17 protein-coding genes are annotated in these 17,236 nt (G+C 60.8%); 8 read left to right on the top strand and 9 right to left on the bottom strand.

Annotated features, from left to right (window positions below):
• Positions 1–36: 36 nt before the first annotated feature.
• The gene (locus tag Q0903_RS17920; RefSeq protein WP_299417559.1) at positions 37–1,359 is read right to left on the bottom strand and encodes an NAD(P)-dependent oxidoreductase; all 1,323 of its coding nucleotides are present in this window, start codon (positions 1,357–1,359) and stop codon (positions 37–39) included.
• A gap of 135 nt (positions 1,360–1,494) precedes the next feature.
• On the bottom strand, positions 1,495–2,160 hold the full coding sequence (locus Q0903_RS17915; protein ID WP_299417557.1) for an arylesterase: 666 nt from the start codon (positions 2,158–2,160) through the stop codon (positions 1,495–1,497).
• Between the two features lie 50 nt (positions 2,161–2,210).
• On the opposite strand from Q0903_RS17915, the gene Q0903_RS17910 reads away from it, so the two are divergent.
• The 3 genes from Q0903_RS17910 (at position 2,211) to Q0903_RS17900 (ending at position 6,410) form a co-directional block, all read left to right on the top strand.
• Entirely contained in the window at positions 2,211–2,906 is a 696-nt protein-coding gene (locus Q0903_RS17910) for an ABC transporter ATP-binding protein (protein ID WP_299031086.1), read from the top strand.
• The gene (locus Q0903_RS17905) at positions 2,903–5,419 is read left to right on the top strand and encodes an FtsX-like permease family protein (protein WP_299417555.1); all 2,517 of its coding nucleotides are present in this window, start codon (positions 2,903–2,905) and stop codon (positions 5,417–5,419) included. Before Q0903_RS17910 ends, Q0903_RS17905 begins: the two co-directional genes overlap by 4 nt.
• A 79-nt stretch (positions 5,420–5,498) precedes the next feature.
• Entirely contained in the window at positions 5,499–6,410 is a 912-nt protein-coding gene (locus tag Q0903_RS17900; protein ID WP_299417554.1) for an inositol monophosphatase, read from the top strand.
• A 10-nt stretch (positions 6,411–6,420) separates the two neighbouring features.
• Here the strand turns inward: Q0903_RS17900 and Q0903_RS17895 are convergent, their stop codons facing one another.
• Complete coding sequence (locus Q0903_RS17895; RefSeq protein WP_299031092.1) at positions 6,421–6,786, bottom strand: glycine cleavage system protein H; 366 nt, start codon at positions 6,784–6,786, stop codon at positions 6,421–6,423.
• Positions 6,787–6,913: 127 nt separating this feature from the next.
• Between Q0903_RS17895 and Q0903_RS17890 the strand changes: the two genes are divergently transcribed.
• Entirely contained in the window at positions 6,914–7,474 is a 561-nt protein-coding gene (locus tag Q0903_RS17890) for a gamma-glutamylcyclotransferase family protein (protein WP_299031094.1), read from the top strand.
• 7 nt (positions 7,475–7,481) lie between these two features.
• Here the strand turns inward: Q0903_RS17890 and gltX are convergent, their stop codons facing one another.
• The gene (gltX, locus tag Q0903_RS17885; RefSeq protein WP_299031096.1) at positions 7,482–8,816 is read right to left on the bottom strand and encodes a glutamate--tRNA ligase; all 1,335 of its coding nucleotides are present in this window, start codon (positions 8,814–8,816) and stop codon (positions 7,482–7,484) included.
• A 167-nt stretch (positions 8,817–8,983) separates the two neighbouring features.
• On the opposite strand from gltX, the gene Q0903_RS17880 reads away from it, so the two are divergent.
• Positions 8,984–9,910, top strand: a complete 927-nt coding sequence (locus Q0903_RS17880; protein WP_299031098.1) for an MBL fold metallo-hydrolase — start codon at positions 8,984–8,986, stop codon at positions 9,908–9,910.
• Positions 9,911–9,932: 22 nt separating this feature from the next.
• Here Q0903_RS17880 and Q0903_RS17875 read toward each other — a convergent pair whose 3' ends face one another.
• Both Q0903_RS17875 and Q0903_RS17870 read right to left on the bottom strand, forming a co-directional pair.
• A complete protein-coding gene (locus tag Q0903_RS17875) occupies positions 9,933–10,730 on the bottom strand; it encodes a prolyl oligopeptidase family serine peptidase (protein WP_299417551.1) in 798 nt (265 codons plus the stop codon).
• A gap of 170 nt (positions 10,731–10,900) precedes the next feature.
• Positions 10,901–12,559 carry an NAD+ synthase gene (locus Q0903_RS17870; protein ID WP_299417549.1) on the bottom strand — a complete coding sequence of 553 codons (1,659 nt, stop codon included), beginning with the start codon at positions 12,557–12,559 and terminating at the stop codon, positions 10,901–10,903.
• A gap of 150 nt (positions 12,560–12,709) precedes the next feature.
• Between Q0903_RS17870 and Q0903_RS17865 the strand changes: the two genes are divergently transcribed.
• On the top strand, positions 12,710–14,149 hold the full coding sequence (locus Q0903_RS17865; RefSeq protein ID WP_299417547.1) for a 2-isopropylmalate synthase: 1,440 nt from the start codon (positions 12,710–12,712) through the stop codon (positions 14,147–14,149).
• A 48-nt stretch (positions 14,150–14,197) separates the two neighbouring features.
• On the opposite strand, the gene Q0903_RS17860 is transcribed toward Q0903_RS17865, so the two are convergent.
• Positions 14,198–14,884, bottom strand: coding sequence for a winged helix-turn-helix domain-containing protein (locus Q0903_RS17860; RefSeq protein WP_299417545.1), 687 nt, complete (start codon positions 14,882–14,884; stop codon positions 14,198–14,200).
• A gap of 71 nt (positions 14,885–14,955) precedes the next feature.
• On the opposite strand from Q0903_RS17860, the gene Q0903_RS17855 reads away from it, so the two are divergent.
• A complete protein-coding gene (locus Q0903_RS17855; protein WP_299031107.1) occupies positions 14,956–15,279 on the top strand; it encodes an NIPSNAP family protein in 324 nt (107 codons plus the stop codon).
• Complete coding sequence (locus Q0903_RS17850; RefSeq protein WP_299031109.1) at positions 15,276–15,620, top strand: antibiotic biosynthesis monooxygenase; 345 nt, start codon at positions 15,276–15,278, stop codon at positions 15,618–15,620. The genes Q0903_RS17855 and Q0903_RS17850 overlap by 4 nt, the downstream gene beginning before the upstream one ends.
• A 23-nt stretch (positions 15,621–15,643) precedes the next feature.
• Here Q0903_RS17850 and Q0903_RS17845 read toward each other — a convergent pair whose 3' ends face one another.
• Positions 15,644–16,519: a sulfotransferase domain-containing protein gene (locus Q0903_RS17845; RefSeq protein ID WP_299417542.1), complete on the bottom strand. Its 876-nt coding sequence runs from the start codon at positions 16,517–16,519 to the stop codon at positions 15,644–15,646.
• Between the two features lie 92 nt (positions 16,520–16,611).
• Complete coding sequence (locus Q0903_RS17840; RefSeq protein ID WP_299417540.1) at positions 16,612–17,196, bottom strand: VOC family protein; 585 nt, start codon at positions 17,194–17,196, stop codon at positions 16,612–16,614.
• Positions 17,197–17,236: the final 40 nt, after the last annotated feature.

Below are 17,236 nucleotides of genomic sequence, written 5' to 3'. Positions count from 1 at the left end.
GATCAGTCTCCTTATCCGGGGGCGTGCGCCTGATTATCAGGCGGTCAGGGCTCCATGAATATCCATTGCAGCATCGCGCCCTTCAGCCACGGCAGTCACCGTCAGGTCGTCGCCACCGCTGGCACAATCGCCACCCGCCCAAACATCTTTCAAACTTGTGCGTCCATGGGCATCAACAGCGATCTTGCCGCGCTCCAACGCTGGCAAGCCATCGCCTTCCAGCGTCTGTCCGATCGCCTTGAAAACCTGATCCGCAGCAAGGCGGAGGGTCTGGCCCGTTGGTTTCATGTCATCACCGACATAGTCAAACTCAATCTCACGCACACTGCCATTGCCATGCACCGCTTTGGGGCTGGCATGGGTCACGATCCGCACGCCCTTGCTGGCCGCCAGATCCTGCTCAAACCGGCTGGCATTCATCCGGTCGCGCCCACGGCGATAGACCAGCGTGACGTTCAGCGCACCAAGCAGCCTGGACTGCACGGCGGCATCCACAGCCGTCATACCCCCACCGATCACAACCACATCGCGGCCTACGGGCACATCTGCCACATCGCTGGCCTGACGCAAATCAGCGATGAAATCCACCGCATCCAGCACACCGTCCTTCTCTTCGCCCTCGGCACCCAATGCGTTCACACCGCTCAGGCCCATGCCAAGAAACACCGCATCAAATTCGGCGCGCAAAGCCTCAAGGCTCAGGTCAGCACCCAGCGCGCGCCCTGTCTCAACCGTGATGCCCCCGATCTTGAGCAGCCAGTCCACCTCGCCTTGGGCAAAACCATCAGGGGTTTTGTAGGTCGCAATTCCGTATTCATTCAGACCGCCTGCTTTTGGCCGCGCGTCATATACAACCACATCATGCCCCAGCATCGCCAGACGGTGCGCAGCAGACAGGCCCGCAGGCCCCGCGCCCACCACTGCCACACGCTTACCCGTAGACGCGGCGCGGGTGAACGGATGCACACCCTGCGCTTGCAGATGATCGGTAGCATATCGCTGTAGCTGACCGATCAGCACCGGCTTGCCCTCGGCGGCTTCGCGCACGCACGCCTCTTCGCACAATTGCTCTGTCGGGCATACACGCGCGCACATGCCACCCATGATATTCTGGGTCAGGATCGTTTTGGCCGCAGCATCCGGCGTACCTGTCGCGATCTGGCGAATAAACAGGGGGATGTCGATCTCGGTCGGGCAGGCGGTGATGCAAGGCGCGTCATGGCAAAAATAGCAGCGGTCCGCCGCGACCAAGGCTTCATGCCCGTCCAGCGGCCCATGCAAATCCGCAAAATGCGCCTCATAAGTCTCTGGGTCCAAACGGCCCGCCTGTACTCCCGGCTCAAAAACCTTGTCTACCATGCGTTTTCCTCTGCCTTGATCATCGGGTCTGGATCAACGCTGGCACAGGTCAATTTTTTTATCAACTGGTAAAAATTATCGCAAAGCGTGTAAAAGCACGACCCGCATTGCCTTGCTCAAAAATAGGGCACGCCTCTATTGCCCCGCCTGCACCGCCTCGATCAAGGCCAAGACGGACGGCCCTATCCCCTGCACAATGCGCGTCACACCAGCGCGGTTCGGATGAATACCATCCGCCTGAAACCACGCGCGGAAGGCCGCTGGATCAGCTGGCGCACCGTCCTCGCTTAGCCCCGCGAAAAAGCTGTCGAGGAAAATAGTGCCATAGGCCTGCGCCAAGTCAGGATAAATCGCGTCAAACTCGGCTTTGTAGTCGGGGCCGAAGTTGCCAGGTGCCTGCATCCCGATCAACAAGACCTCGACGTCCGCGTCACGCGCAGCTTGCAAGATGCCCTCGATGTTCGCGCGGGCCTGTGCAGGCGGCAGGCCGCGCAACAGATCATTGCCCCCCAGTGTGACAATCATCGCATCCACATCAGGCGTCAGCGTCCACGCAGCGCGCGCCAACCCGCCAGCGGTGGTGTCACCGGACACGCCAGCATTGATCAGTGCCACGTCCTGTCCCTGATCTTTCAGCCACGCTTCGAGTTGTGGGACAAATCCGTCGGACTGCATCAAACCATAGCCTTGGGTCAGACTATCGCCCAAGGCGGCAATCACGACCTGTTCGGCCTGCGCCTGTTGTTGGGCGCCTGCAAAACCGGCCCAAATCACAAGAAAAGCTGCCAAAACCTTGCGCATCTGCATATTCCCTCCATATCCCGTAGGGACGCCAACACAAAGGCCACCCTATGACCGCTCCGATCTTCTCTCTATCAAATGCAGCCCTGCGGCTGAATGGCAATGCTGGGCCCGTCGATATCTTGCGCGGCATCAGCCTAGAGGTCGCAGCGGGTGAGAGCATCGGCCTCATCGGGCCATCCGGCTCTGGCAAATCGTCGTTGCTGATGGTCATGGGCGGGCTGGAGCAGGCCACTGGCGGCAGCGTACATGCTATGGGTGAGGATCTTACAGCCATGGACGAGGACGCGCTGGCGCGGTTCCGCCGCGACCGTATGGGCATCGTGTTCCAATCCTTCCACCTGATCCCCACCATGACCGCGCTAGAGAATGTTGCCACCCCACTGGAAATCGCAGGCCACGCCGATGCGTACTCCCGCGCGGCAGCGGCGCTGGAGGTTGTGGGCCTCGGCCCACGGGCAGGTCACTATCCGGCGCAGCTGTCGGGGGGGGAACAGCAGCGCGTCGCGCTTGCCCGTGCCACCGCGCCACGCCCTGCAATCCTGCTGGCGGATGAGCCGACAGGCAATCTGGACAGCGCCAACGGCAGCGCGATAATGGACCTGCTGTTCGATCTGCGCGACCAGCACGGCGCGACACTGGTGCTGGTCACCCACTCCGATACCCTTGCAGCGCGCTGTGACCGCGTGATCGCCCTGCGCGATGGTCAACTGGATAGCGCCCCCGAAAAAGCCGCCACCGCATGAGCCTTCAGCTTGCCACCAAATTCGCACGGCGTGAATTACGCGGCGGCCTGCGCGGCTTTCGCCTGTTTCTCGCCTGTCTCGCGCTTGGTGTCGCAGCCATCGCCGCCGTAGGCTCGGTCCGCTCGGGGATCGAGGCGGGGCTGGCACGCGAAGGCGCGGCGCTGCTCGGCGGCGATGCCGAGCTTGAGCTGACCTACCGCTTTGCCAATGCGGCCGAGGCCGCATGGATGCAAGCCAACGCCACTGCGGTGTCCGAGATAGCCGAATTCCGCTCCATGGCTGTGGCGGGGGATGACCGCGCGCTTACTCAAGTCAAAGCAGTTGATGATCTGTATCCGCTGGTTGGCACCGTGCAGCTGGCCCCTGATATCCCGCTGGCCGAAGCCCTCGCAGCGCAGGACGGCATTCCAGGTGCGGTGATGGAACGCGCGCTCATCGACCGCCTCGGTCTTGGCCTCGGGGACGTCTTCGCACTTGGCACCCAAAACTATCGCCTGAGCGCCGAGATCACCCGTGAACCCGACAGCGCCGCTGCTGGCTTTGCCCTCGGCCCCCGCACACTTGTCACACGCGACAGCCTTGCTGCCTCGGGCCTTTTGGCCCCAGGGACATTGTTTAACAGCAAATACCGCCTGCGCCTGCCCGAAGGCGCAACCATACCGGAGGTAGAGGCACAGGCCAAACAGACTTTCGAGAGCAGCGGTATGCGCTGGCGCGATGCGCGCAACGGCGCGCCGGGTGTGGCGCAATTCGTGGATCGCCTCAGCGCCTTCCTGATCCTTGTTGGCCTGTCGGGCCTTGCCGTGGGCGGTGTGGGTGTCTCGGCGGCAGTGCGCAGCTATCTGGCGCGCAAGACCGAAGTCATCGCCACGCTTCGTGCGCTTGGAGCCGACCGCGCGACGATCTTTCAAACCTATTTCATCCAGATCGGCATCCTGTCCTTGCTCGGGGTCAGCCTCGGCGTTGTCTTGGGCGCGATTGCCCCTCTCGCGCTTGCGCCGATCCTTGAGGCGCGCCTGCCCGTGCCTGCGGCCTTTGGCATCTATCCCGCCCCGTTGGTCGAGGCCGCACTCTACGGTCTGCTCACCGCGTTCGTCTTCACCCTTTGGCCGCTGGCCCGCACGGACCGCGTGCGCGCGGCGACGCTGTTTCGCGATGCGTGGGACGGCGCCACGCGGCTGCCTGCCCTGCCCTTTGTCCTTGGAACAGGCGCAGCCATCGCAGCACTGGTCGGCCTTGCGGGCTGGTTTAACGGCAGCTGGTGGCTCACCCTGTGGACACTGGGCGGGATCGCAGGGGCGCTTGCCCTGCTGGCATTGGCAGCATTTCTCATCCGTATTGCCGCACGCACCCTCAGCCACCGTGTGCGCGGGCGGCCCCGTCTGCGGTGGGCTATGGCCGCGATTGGAGGCACGGGCGAAGGCGCGGGCGCAGTGGTGTTGTCCCTCGGCCTTGGCCTGTCAGTACTGGCCGCTGTCGGCCAGATCGACGGCAACCTGCGCCAAGCCATCGCAGGCAACCTGCCCGATATCGCGCCCAGCTATTTCTTTGTCGATATCCAGCGTGACCAGATGGCAGGATATACCCAGCGCCTGCAGGACGACCCCGCCGTCAGCCGCATCGACAGCGCGCCCATGCTGCGCGGCGTGATCACCCAGATCAACGGCGCGCCCGCCCGTGACACCGCTGGCGACCATTGGGTCCTAGAGGGCGATCGCGGCGTCACTTATGCCGCCACTGCAAACAAGAATGCCAACATCACCGCAGGGGAATGGTGGGACGCCGAATATAATGGCCCCCCGCTCATCAGCTTTGCTGCCGAAGAAGCAGAAGAGATGGGCCTCGCCTTGGGCGACACGCTCACCGTCAACATTCTTGGCCGTGACATCACTGGCACCATCGCCAGCTTTCAGGAGGTGGACTTCTCCACCGCTGGCATCGGCTTTATCCTCACAATGAACCCAAGCGCCCTGCAAGGCGCGCCCCATACCTTTATCTCGACAGTCTATGCCGAAGAAAAAGCCGAGGCTGCGATCTTGCGCGATCTTGCCAGCGCCTATCCCAACATCACTGCAATTCGCGTGCGCGACGCAATCAACCGCGTGGCCGATGTGCTGGGCGGTCTTGCCGCAGCAACATCTTACGGGGCCACAGCAACCCTGCTCACCGGATTTCTGGTGCTGATCGGGGCCGCCGCCGCAGGGGCCGATGCGCGCACCTATGAGGCTGCAATGCTCAAAACCCTCGGCGCATCGCGACGCATGATCGCGGCCAGCTTTATCTTGCGCGCGGCCCTGTTGGGGCTGGCCGCAGGGGCGGTGGCGCTGCTGGCGGGTATCTTGGGCGGCTGGGCCGTCAGCACATTCGTGATGGAAACGGATTATGCAGTGATCTGGCCCTCTGCCCTGCTCATCATCACGGGGGGTATCGTGGCCACCGTTCTGGCGGGCCTCGGCTTTGCCCGCCGCGCATTGGCAGCCCGCCCTGCCCGTGTTCTGCGCGCGCGGGAATAAGCGGAAGTAAACAGCGCGCGGTTCCCCCTTTGCCTTGCGGCCCCAGCCGCGTAGAACAGCCCCAACAAGGAGCGCCATTATGTCTGATACACAACCCAATGATACCCTGCCTGCAACCCTGCCGCCTGCAATCACACCCGCCCAGCGCACCCAGATTATCAACATCGTGCGCCGCGCCGCGCGTGCCGAGATTTTGCCGCGCTTCCGCCGCCTGTCAGACAGCGAAGTCCGCACCAAATCATCTGCCACCGATCTTGTGACAGATGCCGATACCCGCGCCGAAGCCATGATCACACGCGCACTTCAAATCGCCTTTCCTACTGCGCTGGTCATCGGCGAAGAAGCCGTCGCAGCAAAACCTGAACTCCTTGACGGTATCGCCGAGGCACAACTGGCGTTTCACATTGATCCTGTTGATGGCACATGGAATTTTGCGCACGGTCTGGCCGTATTTGGCGTGATCGTCGCTGCCACGCGGTATGGCAAACCCGTGTTTGGCCTGATCTACGACCCCGTAGCCGATGACTGGGCTGTAGCGGACGAAGAAATGACGCCTCAGCTACAGCGCCCCTTTGGTGCTGCGCGCAGCCTCAAGGTCGCGATGGGGAAACCGCTGGAGCAGATGTCGGGAATTCTGCCCCTGCATCTGTTCGCAAAACCGCAGCAGGCACAGTTGGCCGCAACATTCCCCGGCTTTGCACGCGTCAGCACGCTGCGCTGCTCGGCCCATGAATACCGCATGCTGGCACAGGGACATGTCGATTTCAGCCTGACAGCATTGCTGCACCCGTGGGATCACGCTGCAGGTGCGCTGATTGCCGCGCGCGCAGGCGCACATGTAGAAATGCTCGACGGGGGCGACTACACCGCCAGCCGCACCAGCGGTCATTTGCTGATCGCACCGGACAAGCCTACGTGGAATAAACTGAAGAAGGTATTCAGCTTTCTCTTGGCCGAGCCTGCGCCAAAGCATGACACCACAAAGCCCTAAGCCCTAAGCCCTAGCGGATGTATTTCTGATACGCCGCCTCGGACATGAAATCTTCTAGCGCGTCCGCATCATCAATGCTCATCTTGAAGAGCCAGCCGTCACCCTGCGGGTCGTCGGTGATGATGTCGGGCGCATCGATCAGGCGGGTGTTCGCCTCGGTCACTTCGCCGTCCAGCGGGGCAAGGATATCAACGGCATCTTCACCGCCCTCGATGACCACCACAGGATCATCAAGCGAGATGACATCGCCCTCTTCGGGAAGCTCGATGTATTTCGCTTCGCCCAACTCACCCGCTGCATAGCTGCTCAGGCCCACGGTGACTTCGTCCTCGCCGTCCTCGATCCGCAGCCACAAATGCTCTTCTGTAAATTTCATCTATCTGACCCTCCGCCCTGTTGTTCTGCCAAAGCACGCAGGCTTTTTCAATCCGCCCTTTGTATGGTTGCCCAAAGGCGGCAGCGATGGTTATGTAGCCCCCTGATTTCCAATTCAAAGGCCCGCAATGCATCCTTGTTTCTTTGGCTACGGCAGCCTCGTTAACCGCGCCACCCATACCTACGCGCAAGCGCACCGCGCACAGCTGGTCGGATGGCGGCGCAAATGGGTCTATACCGAAACCCGCGGTCTCGCGTTTCTTAGCGTGGTAGCCGATGCTGACACCACCATCGACGGGCTGATTGCCGAAGTACCCAATGCCGATTGGGCCGCATTGGACGCGCGTGAATACGGCTATGCGCGCATCGCTTCGGGCGATTCAGTGCAGCATCCCCGCGATCGTGCAACCGATATTTCACACTATGCAGTGCCCGCCGAGACATGGGTCGAACACAGCGGCAATCACATTCTGCTTAGCTATCTCGATGTTGTCGTGCAGGGCTATCTGGCCGAATTCGGCGCGGGCGGCGTGGCAAACTTCTTTGCCACAACCGATGGTTGGGATACGCCTGTTCTGGATGATCGCACCGCACCAAGATACCCCCGCGCACAAACGCTGGGCGCGCAAGAAACCGCGTTGGTTGATCAACACCTCGCTTTACGTGGCACCCCGATCATAACGGGATAACGACGGTTCAGCCCCGCGCCTTGATCACCTGCAACAGCGGCAAAACGGCCGACATGTCTGGCCCGTGCGCTTGACCGGTTAGCGCCTTGCGCAGCGGCATGAACAGGCCTTTGCCCTTACGCCCTGTCGCTTCTTTGACGGCCGCGGTGAAGGTGCCCCAGGTTGTCTCGTCAAACTCACCCTCAGGCAGCAGCGTCATGGCTTGGGCGATAAATTCGCGGTCCTCGTCGTCAATCGAAGGTTCTGCGCCTTCGCTGAACATTGCCCACCATGCCTTGAGGTCGTGCAACGTGGTGATGTTCTCACGCGTAACGGCCCAGAACTGCGCGGCCTTGTCATCTGGCACGCCCAGCGCACGAATATCCTCGGCCACGTCCGGCAGTTCCAGTGTCTGCAAATAGCGCGCTGTCAGTGGTTTGAGGTCCTCGGCATCGAATTTCGTCGGCGCAGAGCCAAAGCGCGAGATGTCAAACCCCTCAATCAGCGCATCCATCTCCGTACGCAATTCGACCGGATCGGAAGAACCGAGCCGCGACATCAGGCTCAGCAATGCCTGCGGGGCGATCCCCGCTTCGCGCAGATCCTTCAGCGCGAGGGTGCCAAGGCGCTTACTCAGCGCCTCGCCCTGCGGGCCGGTCAGCAACGAATGGTGGGCAAACTGCGGAACCGTACCGCCCAGCGCCTGCATGATCTGGATTTGCGTGCCCGTATTGGTCACGTGGTCCGAGCCGCGCACAACATGGGTCACGCCCATCTCCGTATCATCCACCACACTGGCCAGCGTGTACAAAATCTGGCCGTCGCCGCGAATCAATACAGGGTCAGAGACTGACGCACCATCAATGCTCACATCTCCCAGAATACCGTCGTTCCAGACGATCCGCTCATGTTTGAGCTTGAAGCGCCACACACCGCTACCACGCTCTGCACGCAGGGCTGCTTTTGCCTCCTCGTCCAGCGCAAGAGCAGCACGGTCATAAACCGGCGGCTTGCCCATATTCAGCTGCTTTTTACGCTTGAGGTCCAGCTCGGTTGGCGTCTCGAACGCCTCGTAGAAACGGTCCATATCGCGCAGCTCTTGAGCGGCCTGCTCATACTTCTCCAATCGCAAGGATTGCCGCTCGACACGGTCCCAATGCAGGCCCAACCACTCCAGATCGCGCTTGATCCCGTCCACGTACTCTTCCTTGGAGCGGTTAGGGTCCGTATCGTCAATCCGCAGGATAAACGTGCCACCCGCCTTGCGGGCGATCAGGTAATTCATCAGCGCTGTGCGCAGGTTGCCCACGTGTATCCAGCCCGTAGGCGAAGGCGCGAAGCGTGTAATGGTTGTGTCAGACATGGGGAGCCTCCTGTTGCTGCGCTTGCTGTCACAGTGCCGCCGTTTTGTCCAGTTGGCAGCGCGGGCGCACAGGCCTCGCGAAGCTGTCAGCGCAAATTACGCCCCAAAGCCTCGCCAACCCCATAAGCAGCACTATCTTGCACATCACACACAACAGGAGATTAACCATGATCAAATCCCCCTTTCTTTCTCGCCGTCAGGCCTTGGCTGGTGCAGCCAGCCTCCCGCTCGCCGCTGCAACGGCCACTGCGACGCGTGCCGCAGCCCCGATGATGGACGCAGGCACAGCCCCCTACCAGCGTGTAAAACTGGGCGGCTTTGACGTGACGACCCTGCTCGCAGGCACTGCTACACGGCCTGATCCACAGTCAATTTTTGGCATGAATGTGGATAAAGAAACCTTCGACAGCGTCTCGGCCGCCGCAAAACTGCCAATTGATGCCGCGCAGTTCTTCTTTACGCCCACCATAATCAATACGGGCGCCGAACTGATCCTGTTTGATACAGGCCTCAGCGGCGCAGGCACCACAGCGGCATTGGCCGCAGCGGGTTATACACCCGACCAGATCGACGTGGTCGTGATTACCCACATGCACGGCGACCACATTGGCGGCTTGTCCACCGATGGCACACCAACCTTCCCCAATGCCCGCTATGTAACAGGCAGCAAAGAATTCGACGCGTGGTCCGGCACCGGAAACGAGAATTTCGACGGCAAAATGGCACCACTGGCCGAGCAGACAACAATGCTGGAGGATGGCGGCAGCGTCGCATCAGGCATCACGGCCATGGCCGCCTTCGGGCACACGCCCGGCCACATGGCCTATATGATCGAGTCCGATGGCAAACAGCTGGTTCTGGGTGCGGACTTCGCGAACCACTATGTCTGGTCGCTGGCCTACCCCGATTGGGAAGTCCGCTTTGACATGGACAAAGCAGCCGCCGCTGCGACCCGCCGTAAAATGCTGGACATGATGGCTGCAGATAACATTCCGTTTGTCGGCTATCACATGCCGTGGCCCGCTTTTGGCTATGTCGAAACGGCAGGCGAGAATTTCGCCTATGTACCACACAGCTACCAGCTGTTGCTCTGATACCCTTGCGCGCGGGGCGGTACTATAGCCGCCCTGCCGCTTTCAGCCGTTCGATCCCGTGGGCCAGATATTCTGTCCGAAACGAATGGCCACCGCTGAACAGGCAAAACTCCAGAACAGCGCCCGTAGCGTTGCGCTGCTCGACACAGCGCAGTCCACCCACCTTGCGCGATTGCCCCACACCAAACGCGCCATGATCTGCGTACATCCCCAAGGCCTCGGATACCTTACCCTGATGCGTGGCCCCAATGGGGCGTCCGTCCAGCGGAACCGTCTTATCCGCATCACCGTGAATATGAACAATGCTCGCCACTTCCCCTGCGCAGCTTTCGGGTGGCCGCAGCCAATATGTCCCTGAGATGGGCACAAAGCCCGCAAATGTATCTGGCCGCGCACAGGCGAGGTTCCAGACCATCATCCCACCCGCGCTAAATCCACTCGCCACCAGCCGCGCGCGGTCAATCCCGAACCGCACCGCAGCATCGTCAATCACTGCATTGAAATAGGCGAACTCGGCCGCGCCGGTGCTGTCTGCTGTGCGCGGGCCATTGGGCAAATCCCACGTGCCACCCACACCCTGCGCCGCAATCAGGGCCAGCCCCTGCGCGTGAACCATCCTGCGCAAGCTGCCATTACGCATCACCCCCGCCGCCGATCCGCGGTAGCCATGCGCCCAGATGACTGCACCCACCGGTGCGTCTACCCCTTCAGGAAGCGATATGCGGTAGCTCCGCTCGCCTACCGCACAGTCGCTGTCCGCGCCACAGGCATGCGCAACAGGGGCGCTCAGCATGGCCAAAAGTGTCAGAATGTACCGCATTACAGGCTCCCCGCGTTCGTGCAACGATGGGCCAACAGCCACGGTGATGCAAACCCATAGCGCCACACCTTTGCGTGAACGCGGCATCCCGCAACGCAGTCAAATTTGCGCACAATCCTATCCCCGTGCGCAGAATTTCTCAAAACTTGGCGCCCGCGCGGACGTCACACTCAGCTCGGATCGCGCCAGCGGTTCGCAATCGGATAGCGGCGGTCCAGCCAGAACGCCCCTTTTGTCAGGCGTGGCCCCGGTGCGGATTGGAAGCGTTTGTACTCAGAGATATAGATCAGATGTTCGACCTTCTTGGCCACATCACGGTCAAACCCCGCCGCCACGCAATCAGCAATCGCGCCATCATTATCTACCAAAATCTCCAGCATCGCATCCAGTTCGGGGTAATCGGGCAAGCTATCGCTGTCTTTCTGGTCATCGCGCAACTCGGCCGAGGGCGCTTTGGTGATGATGTTGTCAGGGATCACGGCACCCTTTGGCCCCATCATCCAGTCAGCGTGGTGCGCATTGCGCCAGCGGCACGTCTCAAACACCCGCATTTTATACAGGTCCTTGATCGGGTTATACCCCCCCGACATATCGCCATAGATCGTGGCATAGCCTACGGCCACTTCGGATTTGTTTCCTGTCGTCAGCAGCATCTCGCCAAACTTGTTGCTCAGCGCCATCAGCAGCAACCCGCGCAGACGGCTCTGGATGTTTTCCTCGGTCAGCCCCTCATCAGTCCCTGCAAAAAGCGGCGCAAGCGTCTGGGTGATCGCATCGCGCCCCGTCTTGATCGGCACATAGTCATACCGCGCACCCAACGCCGAGGCGCAAGCCTCCGCATCCTGCAAGGATGCCTTAGACGTATATTCTGACGGCAGCATGACGCAGCGCACGTTTTCCGGCCCCAGCGCATCCACGGCAATCGTCGCCACCAGCGCCGAATCGATTCCGCCAGACATGCCCAGTAGCACTTTTTTGAACCCCGTCTTGCGCATATAGTCTCGCAAACCCTGCACCATCACGCGGTAATCCTGCGCAAAGGCCTCTGCATGCACGGCCTTTTCACCCTCGACAATGCGCCAGCCTTCTGCCCCGCGCTCAAGGTCGATGTGCTGTATCATCGCATCAAAAGCAGGCATCTGGAACGCCAGCTTGCCACCGGGATTCAGGCCAAAACTTGCGCCGTCAAAAATCTGGTCGTCCTGACCACCCACCATATTGAGATAGATCAGCGGCAGTTCCGTCTCGACCACACGGGCCACCATATGGCTCAACCGCGTGTCGAATTTGCCGCGATAGTAGGGCGAGCCGTTGGGCACCAGCAAAAACTCCGCGCCCGTCTCGGCCAGCGTCTCGGCCACATCCTCGTGCCACGCATCCTCGCAGATCGGGCTGCCGATCCGCGTATTGCCGACAGAATAAGGCCCCCCGAGTGGTCCGGAATCAAAGATGCGCACCTCGTCGAATACTGTTTCATTGGGCAGATGATGCTTGAGACTGCGTGAGGCGATCTTGCCGCCTTTGAGGATCAGATAGGCGTTATACAGCTTGCCCTCTTCCACAATCGGCGCGCCAATCGCAAGCGAAGGACCGTCTGCGCACTCCGCTGCCAATGCCTCGATATGGGTCATTACATCGCGCTGAAAGGCTGGCTTCATCACCAGATCCTGCGCGTTATACCCCGCGATGAACATCTCGGGCAGCGCCACCAGATCAGCGCCCGCATCGCGCCCCTGCGCCCATGCATCGCGCGCAAGCGCAGCATTTCCCGCCAGATCACCGACCGTAGGGTTCAATTGCCCCAATGTGATGCGAAACCGCTCTGCCATGATTGACCCTTTCCCAGTTGTCCCACGATGTAGCAGATCACCGCCCAAGGGAAAGCCCTGCAAAGCACAGCGCGGCAAAAGGCCGTTGCCCCCCGCCCCGCGCGCCCTTAGTCTGCCCGTAACACTACCGATCCAGATGACAGGACCGCCATGACCTTCCGCACCTTGCTTCTTGCTGCCGCTTTCGCCCCCCTGCTGGCTGCCCCGCTGGCCCTGCCCACTTTTGCGCAGAACACCCAAGTGCTGAGCAAGCAATACGACGATGGCGGCGTGTACGAAGGCACATTCAAAGACGGGCTTCAACACGGCACAGGCACCTACACCCTGCCCAACGGCTATCAGTACAGCGGCCAGTGGGTTGAGGGCGAGATCAGAGGCAAGGGAATCGCCACTTTCCCCAATGGCTCGGTCTATGAAGGCGACTTTGCCAAAGGCAAACCCGAAGGCATCGGCAAAATCACCATGGCCGATGGCGGCACCTATGAAGGCGAATGGCAGGCGGGTACCATCGTTGGACAAGGTGTGGCGATCCACGCCAGTGGCGAGCGGTACGAAGGCGGCTTTCGCGCGGGCAAACGCCACGGCAAGGGCGTGCTCACGACAGCCGCAGGATACGAGTACAAAGGGGATTGGGTAGACGGCCAAGCCACAGGCCAAGCCGTTATCAAAGACGCAGAGGGTGCCATTTATGAAGGCACGGTCGTCAATGGCGCACGCTCTGGTCCCGGCACGCTGACCCATCCCGAAGGCTTCACGCTGGAGGGAACATGGTCAGGCGGTCAGCTGAATGGCAAAGGCAAGATCGTACAAGCCAACGGCGACACTTATGAAGGTGATCTGGTTGAAGGCCGCCGCGAAGGCACGGGCACTTCCACCACTGCTGCGGGCGATGTCTATGTCGGCGCATATCTGAACGACCAACGCCACGGCATCGGAACATTTACGGGTGCAGACGGCTATAAATACGAGGGCGAATGGGCCGAGGGCCGCGCCGAAGGCACAGGCACTGTCACCTATCCTGATGGTTCGGTGCAAACGGGGCAGTTCGTCGATAACCTTGCAGATGGCATTGGCAAAATCACCTACCCCGACGGCTCTACCTATGAGGGCGAATGGGCCGCTGGCGTGATCGAGGGACAGGGCATCGCTACATATCCCAATGGCATGATCTATGAAGGCGGCTTCGTAGATGCCCGCAACGAAGGCGTAGGGACGCTCACCTACGGTGACGGGCGCACCTATGTAGGCGAATGGAAAGCAGGCCTGCGCCACGGTACTGGCACAGCAACCTATCCCGACGGCACCGTGTATGTGGGTGAATTCAAGGATGGTCGCCGCGAAGGCACAGGCACCATCACCATGGCCAGCGGCTTTGTCTATGCAGGCGAATGGGCGGGCGGCGAGATCGAAGGCCAGGGAACCGCGACATACGCCAACGGCGACATCTATGTTGGCATGTTCAAGGATGGCAAACGCCAAGGCGCTGGCACAATGCGCTATGCCACGGGCGAAGAAGCCTCTGGCGACTGGGAAGATGGTGCTTTGGCCACGCCTGTCGCCGAACCACAAGAGGCCCCGTCAGACGGCTGATACCGCCGCTGCTGTGCTGCACTCCGCCTTGTCAAAGCGGGACCAATGCTAGTCCCTTAACGCAAACGCTGCGTCGAATTCCGCACGGCCCTTGGGGGTAAAAGCCACCACGCGGCTGCCCGCTTGCCGCCGCGCCCAGCCGCGCTGCTCGATTTGTGTCAGCATCGCGCGGCCCAGACCGCCTGCCAGATGGATGCGCCGTGCACTCCAGTCCAGACAGCCGCGGCAGACAGGCGCGCGCGCCTTTGACAACGCCGCAAGATCAATACCAAAGTTCGTGACAAAGGCAGCGCCTGCATCGCTCAACGTCACGTCATCATCCGCCTGCAGCAAATGCCCGCGTGCGACCATGGCATCAAACATCGCAATACCCCGCGCGCCCGCCAGATGGTTATAGCACACCCGCGCCTCGCGCAGCGCGCCGTCAGCTGGCCCTGTGCGCGTGCGCAGATGCCCCGTACCTGCCGCAAGGCCCATCAGCGCTTCCAGCACATCCGCCACTTCCGGCCCCGCCAGCGAAACATATTTGTGCCGCCCAGATTTGCGCATCTGCGTCAGCCCGCCTGCTTCCAGCTTGGCCAGATGCGCGCTGGCGGTTTGCACCGTCACACCTGCCTCATGGGCCAACTCTGTCGCGGTCAATGCCTTGCCGCTCATCAGCGCGCTCAGGATATTTGCGCGCGCCGGATCGCCGATCAGGGCCGCAATGCGGGCGATATCTGGACCTTCTTTCATAGTTCGACCGTAGCCGAAGCATTGCCACCGCGCAACGGACTACAAAAGGGCATCACACAAAAGGAAACGCCATGCTTACCTGTATCATCCGCTATCAGATCGACCCCACCAAAAAGGCCCAGTTCCAGCAATATGCGCGCAACTGGGGCCAAGCCATCCCGCGCTGTGGCGCTGATCTGGTGGGCTATTACGCACCCCACGAAGGCTCCTCCACCCTGGCCTACGGCATCTACAACATCCCCTCGCTGGCAGAATACGAATCCTATCGCGCGCGTCTTGCTGCTGATCCGCTGGGCCGCGAGAACTATGAGTTCGCTCAATCCGAAAGGTTTCTCTTGCGCGAGGATCGTACCTTCCTCACCCTCGCCTCCGCCCCCCACGGAGCGCCCGCATGATTGCCGTTATCTTCGAAGTGCTGCCCGACCCCGACCGTAAATCCGATTATCTGGACATGGCCGCCCTCATGCGCCCCTTGGTCGATGAGGTAGACGGTTTCATCTCCGTCGAGCGTTTCCAGAGCTTGACCAACCCCGACAAACTCCTCTCCCTTTCCTTTTTCCGCGATGAAGAGGCGGTGGCCAACTGGCGCCGCCTCACCAAACACCGCAGCGCCCAATCTGCTGGACGCGCAGGTATCTTCACCGACTACCACCTGCGCATCGCCCATGTGATCCGCGATTACGGCATGTTCGACCGCGCGCAAGCACCAACAGACAGCAAGGACCGCCACGGCTGATGCAGGCAAGGCCCGCGCGCGCCCTAACCTGCATCGCCATACTCCAGCCAGGCACGCTCTTCGTCGGACAGATACCCCTCCATCAGGTAGTCATAGGCGCTGAGGTCTTCCTCGCTCAGGGTGCCGATCCATTTTCCGCTGCTTCCGCTTTGGAAAAAATCGGTGTCCGAGCGCATGAACCCCTTGCCGCCCGAAGGTGCAAACCGTGTGGCATTGGCGCGCATGTTGTCGAATGTCGCCGCCTGCACCAGTTGCGCCATTACGTGCGGCGGATGGTCCACACCCAACAAGGCTGCAACCCGCGCAAAAGTGCCTGCCAGATCGCGGGTCATATCGGCGTAATGAAACAGCGATACATTTGGGCGGTCCGCGACAGCACTGGCCGCTTTGTAATGCCGCACGATATGCGCCAACGGCATGGCATCGCCATCAAACCCCTCTGGCCCGCCATCCAGAAACCGGCGAAATGTGATGCCATCTGTGTCATCCTCGGGATACCAGCCATCAAAAAACGTGATCGGAATATTCCGGATATGGCTGCGGTACGAAAAATGCGCATCAAGAGGGTGGCGAAACACGCAGATATACTGCCCGCGATCCGCCAGGGGCAGCCCGTCCATTGGTGTGTGGCTTTTCATACTGCGCCGATGCGTCATCGCCTCCAGCCGCTCCGCGACCTCGGACATCTCGCGAAAGCGGATATCGACCCACGGCATACGAACCGACAGTTCCGTCTCGACGTCAGGATCACCCGACAACAGCAGCGCAACGATGGTTTGCATCCATGTGGTTCCACACTTTGGTGGTGTGACCACAATCACATCGTCACGGCGGATGTTCACCATGTCCCATCGCCTGTTGTCCGTTAGCGGACCAAGGTACAGCTTTCGGTCAGTCATGTCGGGCCTCCCTCATCACTGCGGCCACCATACAAAAGGCGGAGCAAGACGTTCTAGCAACACCAAAGCGGCCCGATGCTGCGGTGCAGCCCCTAGCCATAGGGGTTCTTCGGCCCGCGGTCCTCACTCAACGACCCCTGCGACCGCTCGACAATCATAACGGATGCATCCGCCAGATGCTCCCGCTCAATCGCTTTGTCCCCGCGCGCCACGCGCAGCTTATGCGCCTCCAGCATCACTTCGGCATGGCTGCTGCCGCGCGGCGGGATGAACGTATAGCACGCCAGTTCGATCAACAGGCCCAACGGGTCTTTGAAATAGATCGAGTGCATAAAGCCGCGATCTTTGACACCCGAATTTCCGATGCCCCGCGCTTCCAGCCGTGCCAGCACTTGGTCAAACATCGCACGGTCCACCTCGAACGCCACATGATGCACACAGCCTGCGTCCATGGGCGTGCGGCTATGCACACGCTTGCGCGCCTCGTTTGTGAAAATCGTAATCAAGCGCCCGTCACCGGGATCGAAATACAGATGCCCCTCGTCAGGATCATCCAGATTGGGCTGGTCAAACAGAAAAGGCATACCCAGCACCCCTTCCCAGAAATCAATGCTGGTCTGGCGGTCCGCACCCATCATCGTGATATGATGCACACCAAGTGTTTGTATCTTCTTCATTTTCCAACCTCTTCCTATTAGCGGTACCAATTACCCTGCC

The organism is uncultured Sulfitobacter sp., from assembly GCF_947502895.1.
Lineage (GTDB): Bacteria > Pseudomonadota > Alphaproteobacteria > Rhodobacterales > Rhodobacteraceae > Sulfitobacter.
The sequence above is the reverse complement of the archived record's forward strand: the minus strand, read 5'-3'. Positions and strand labels throughout refer to the sequence as shown.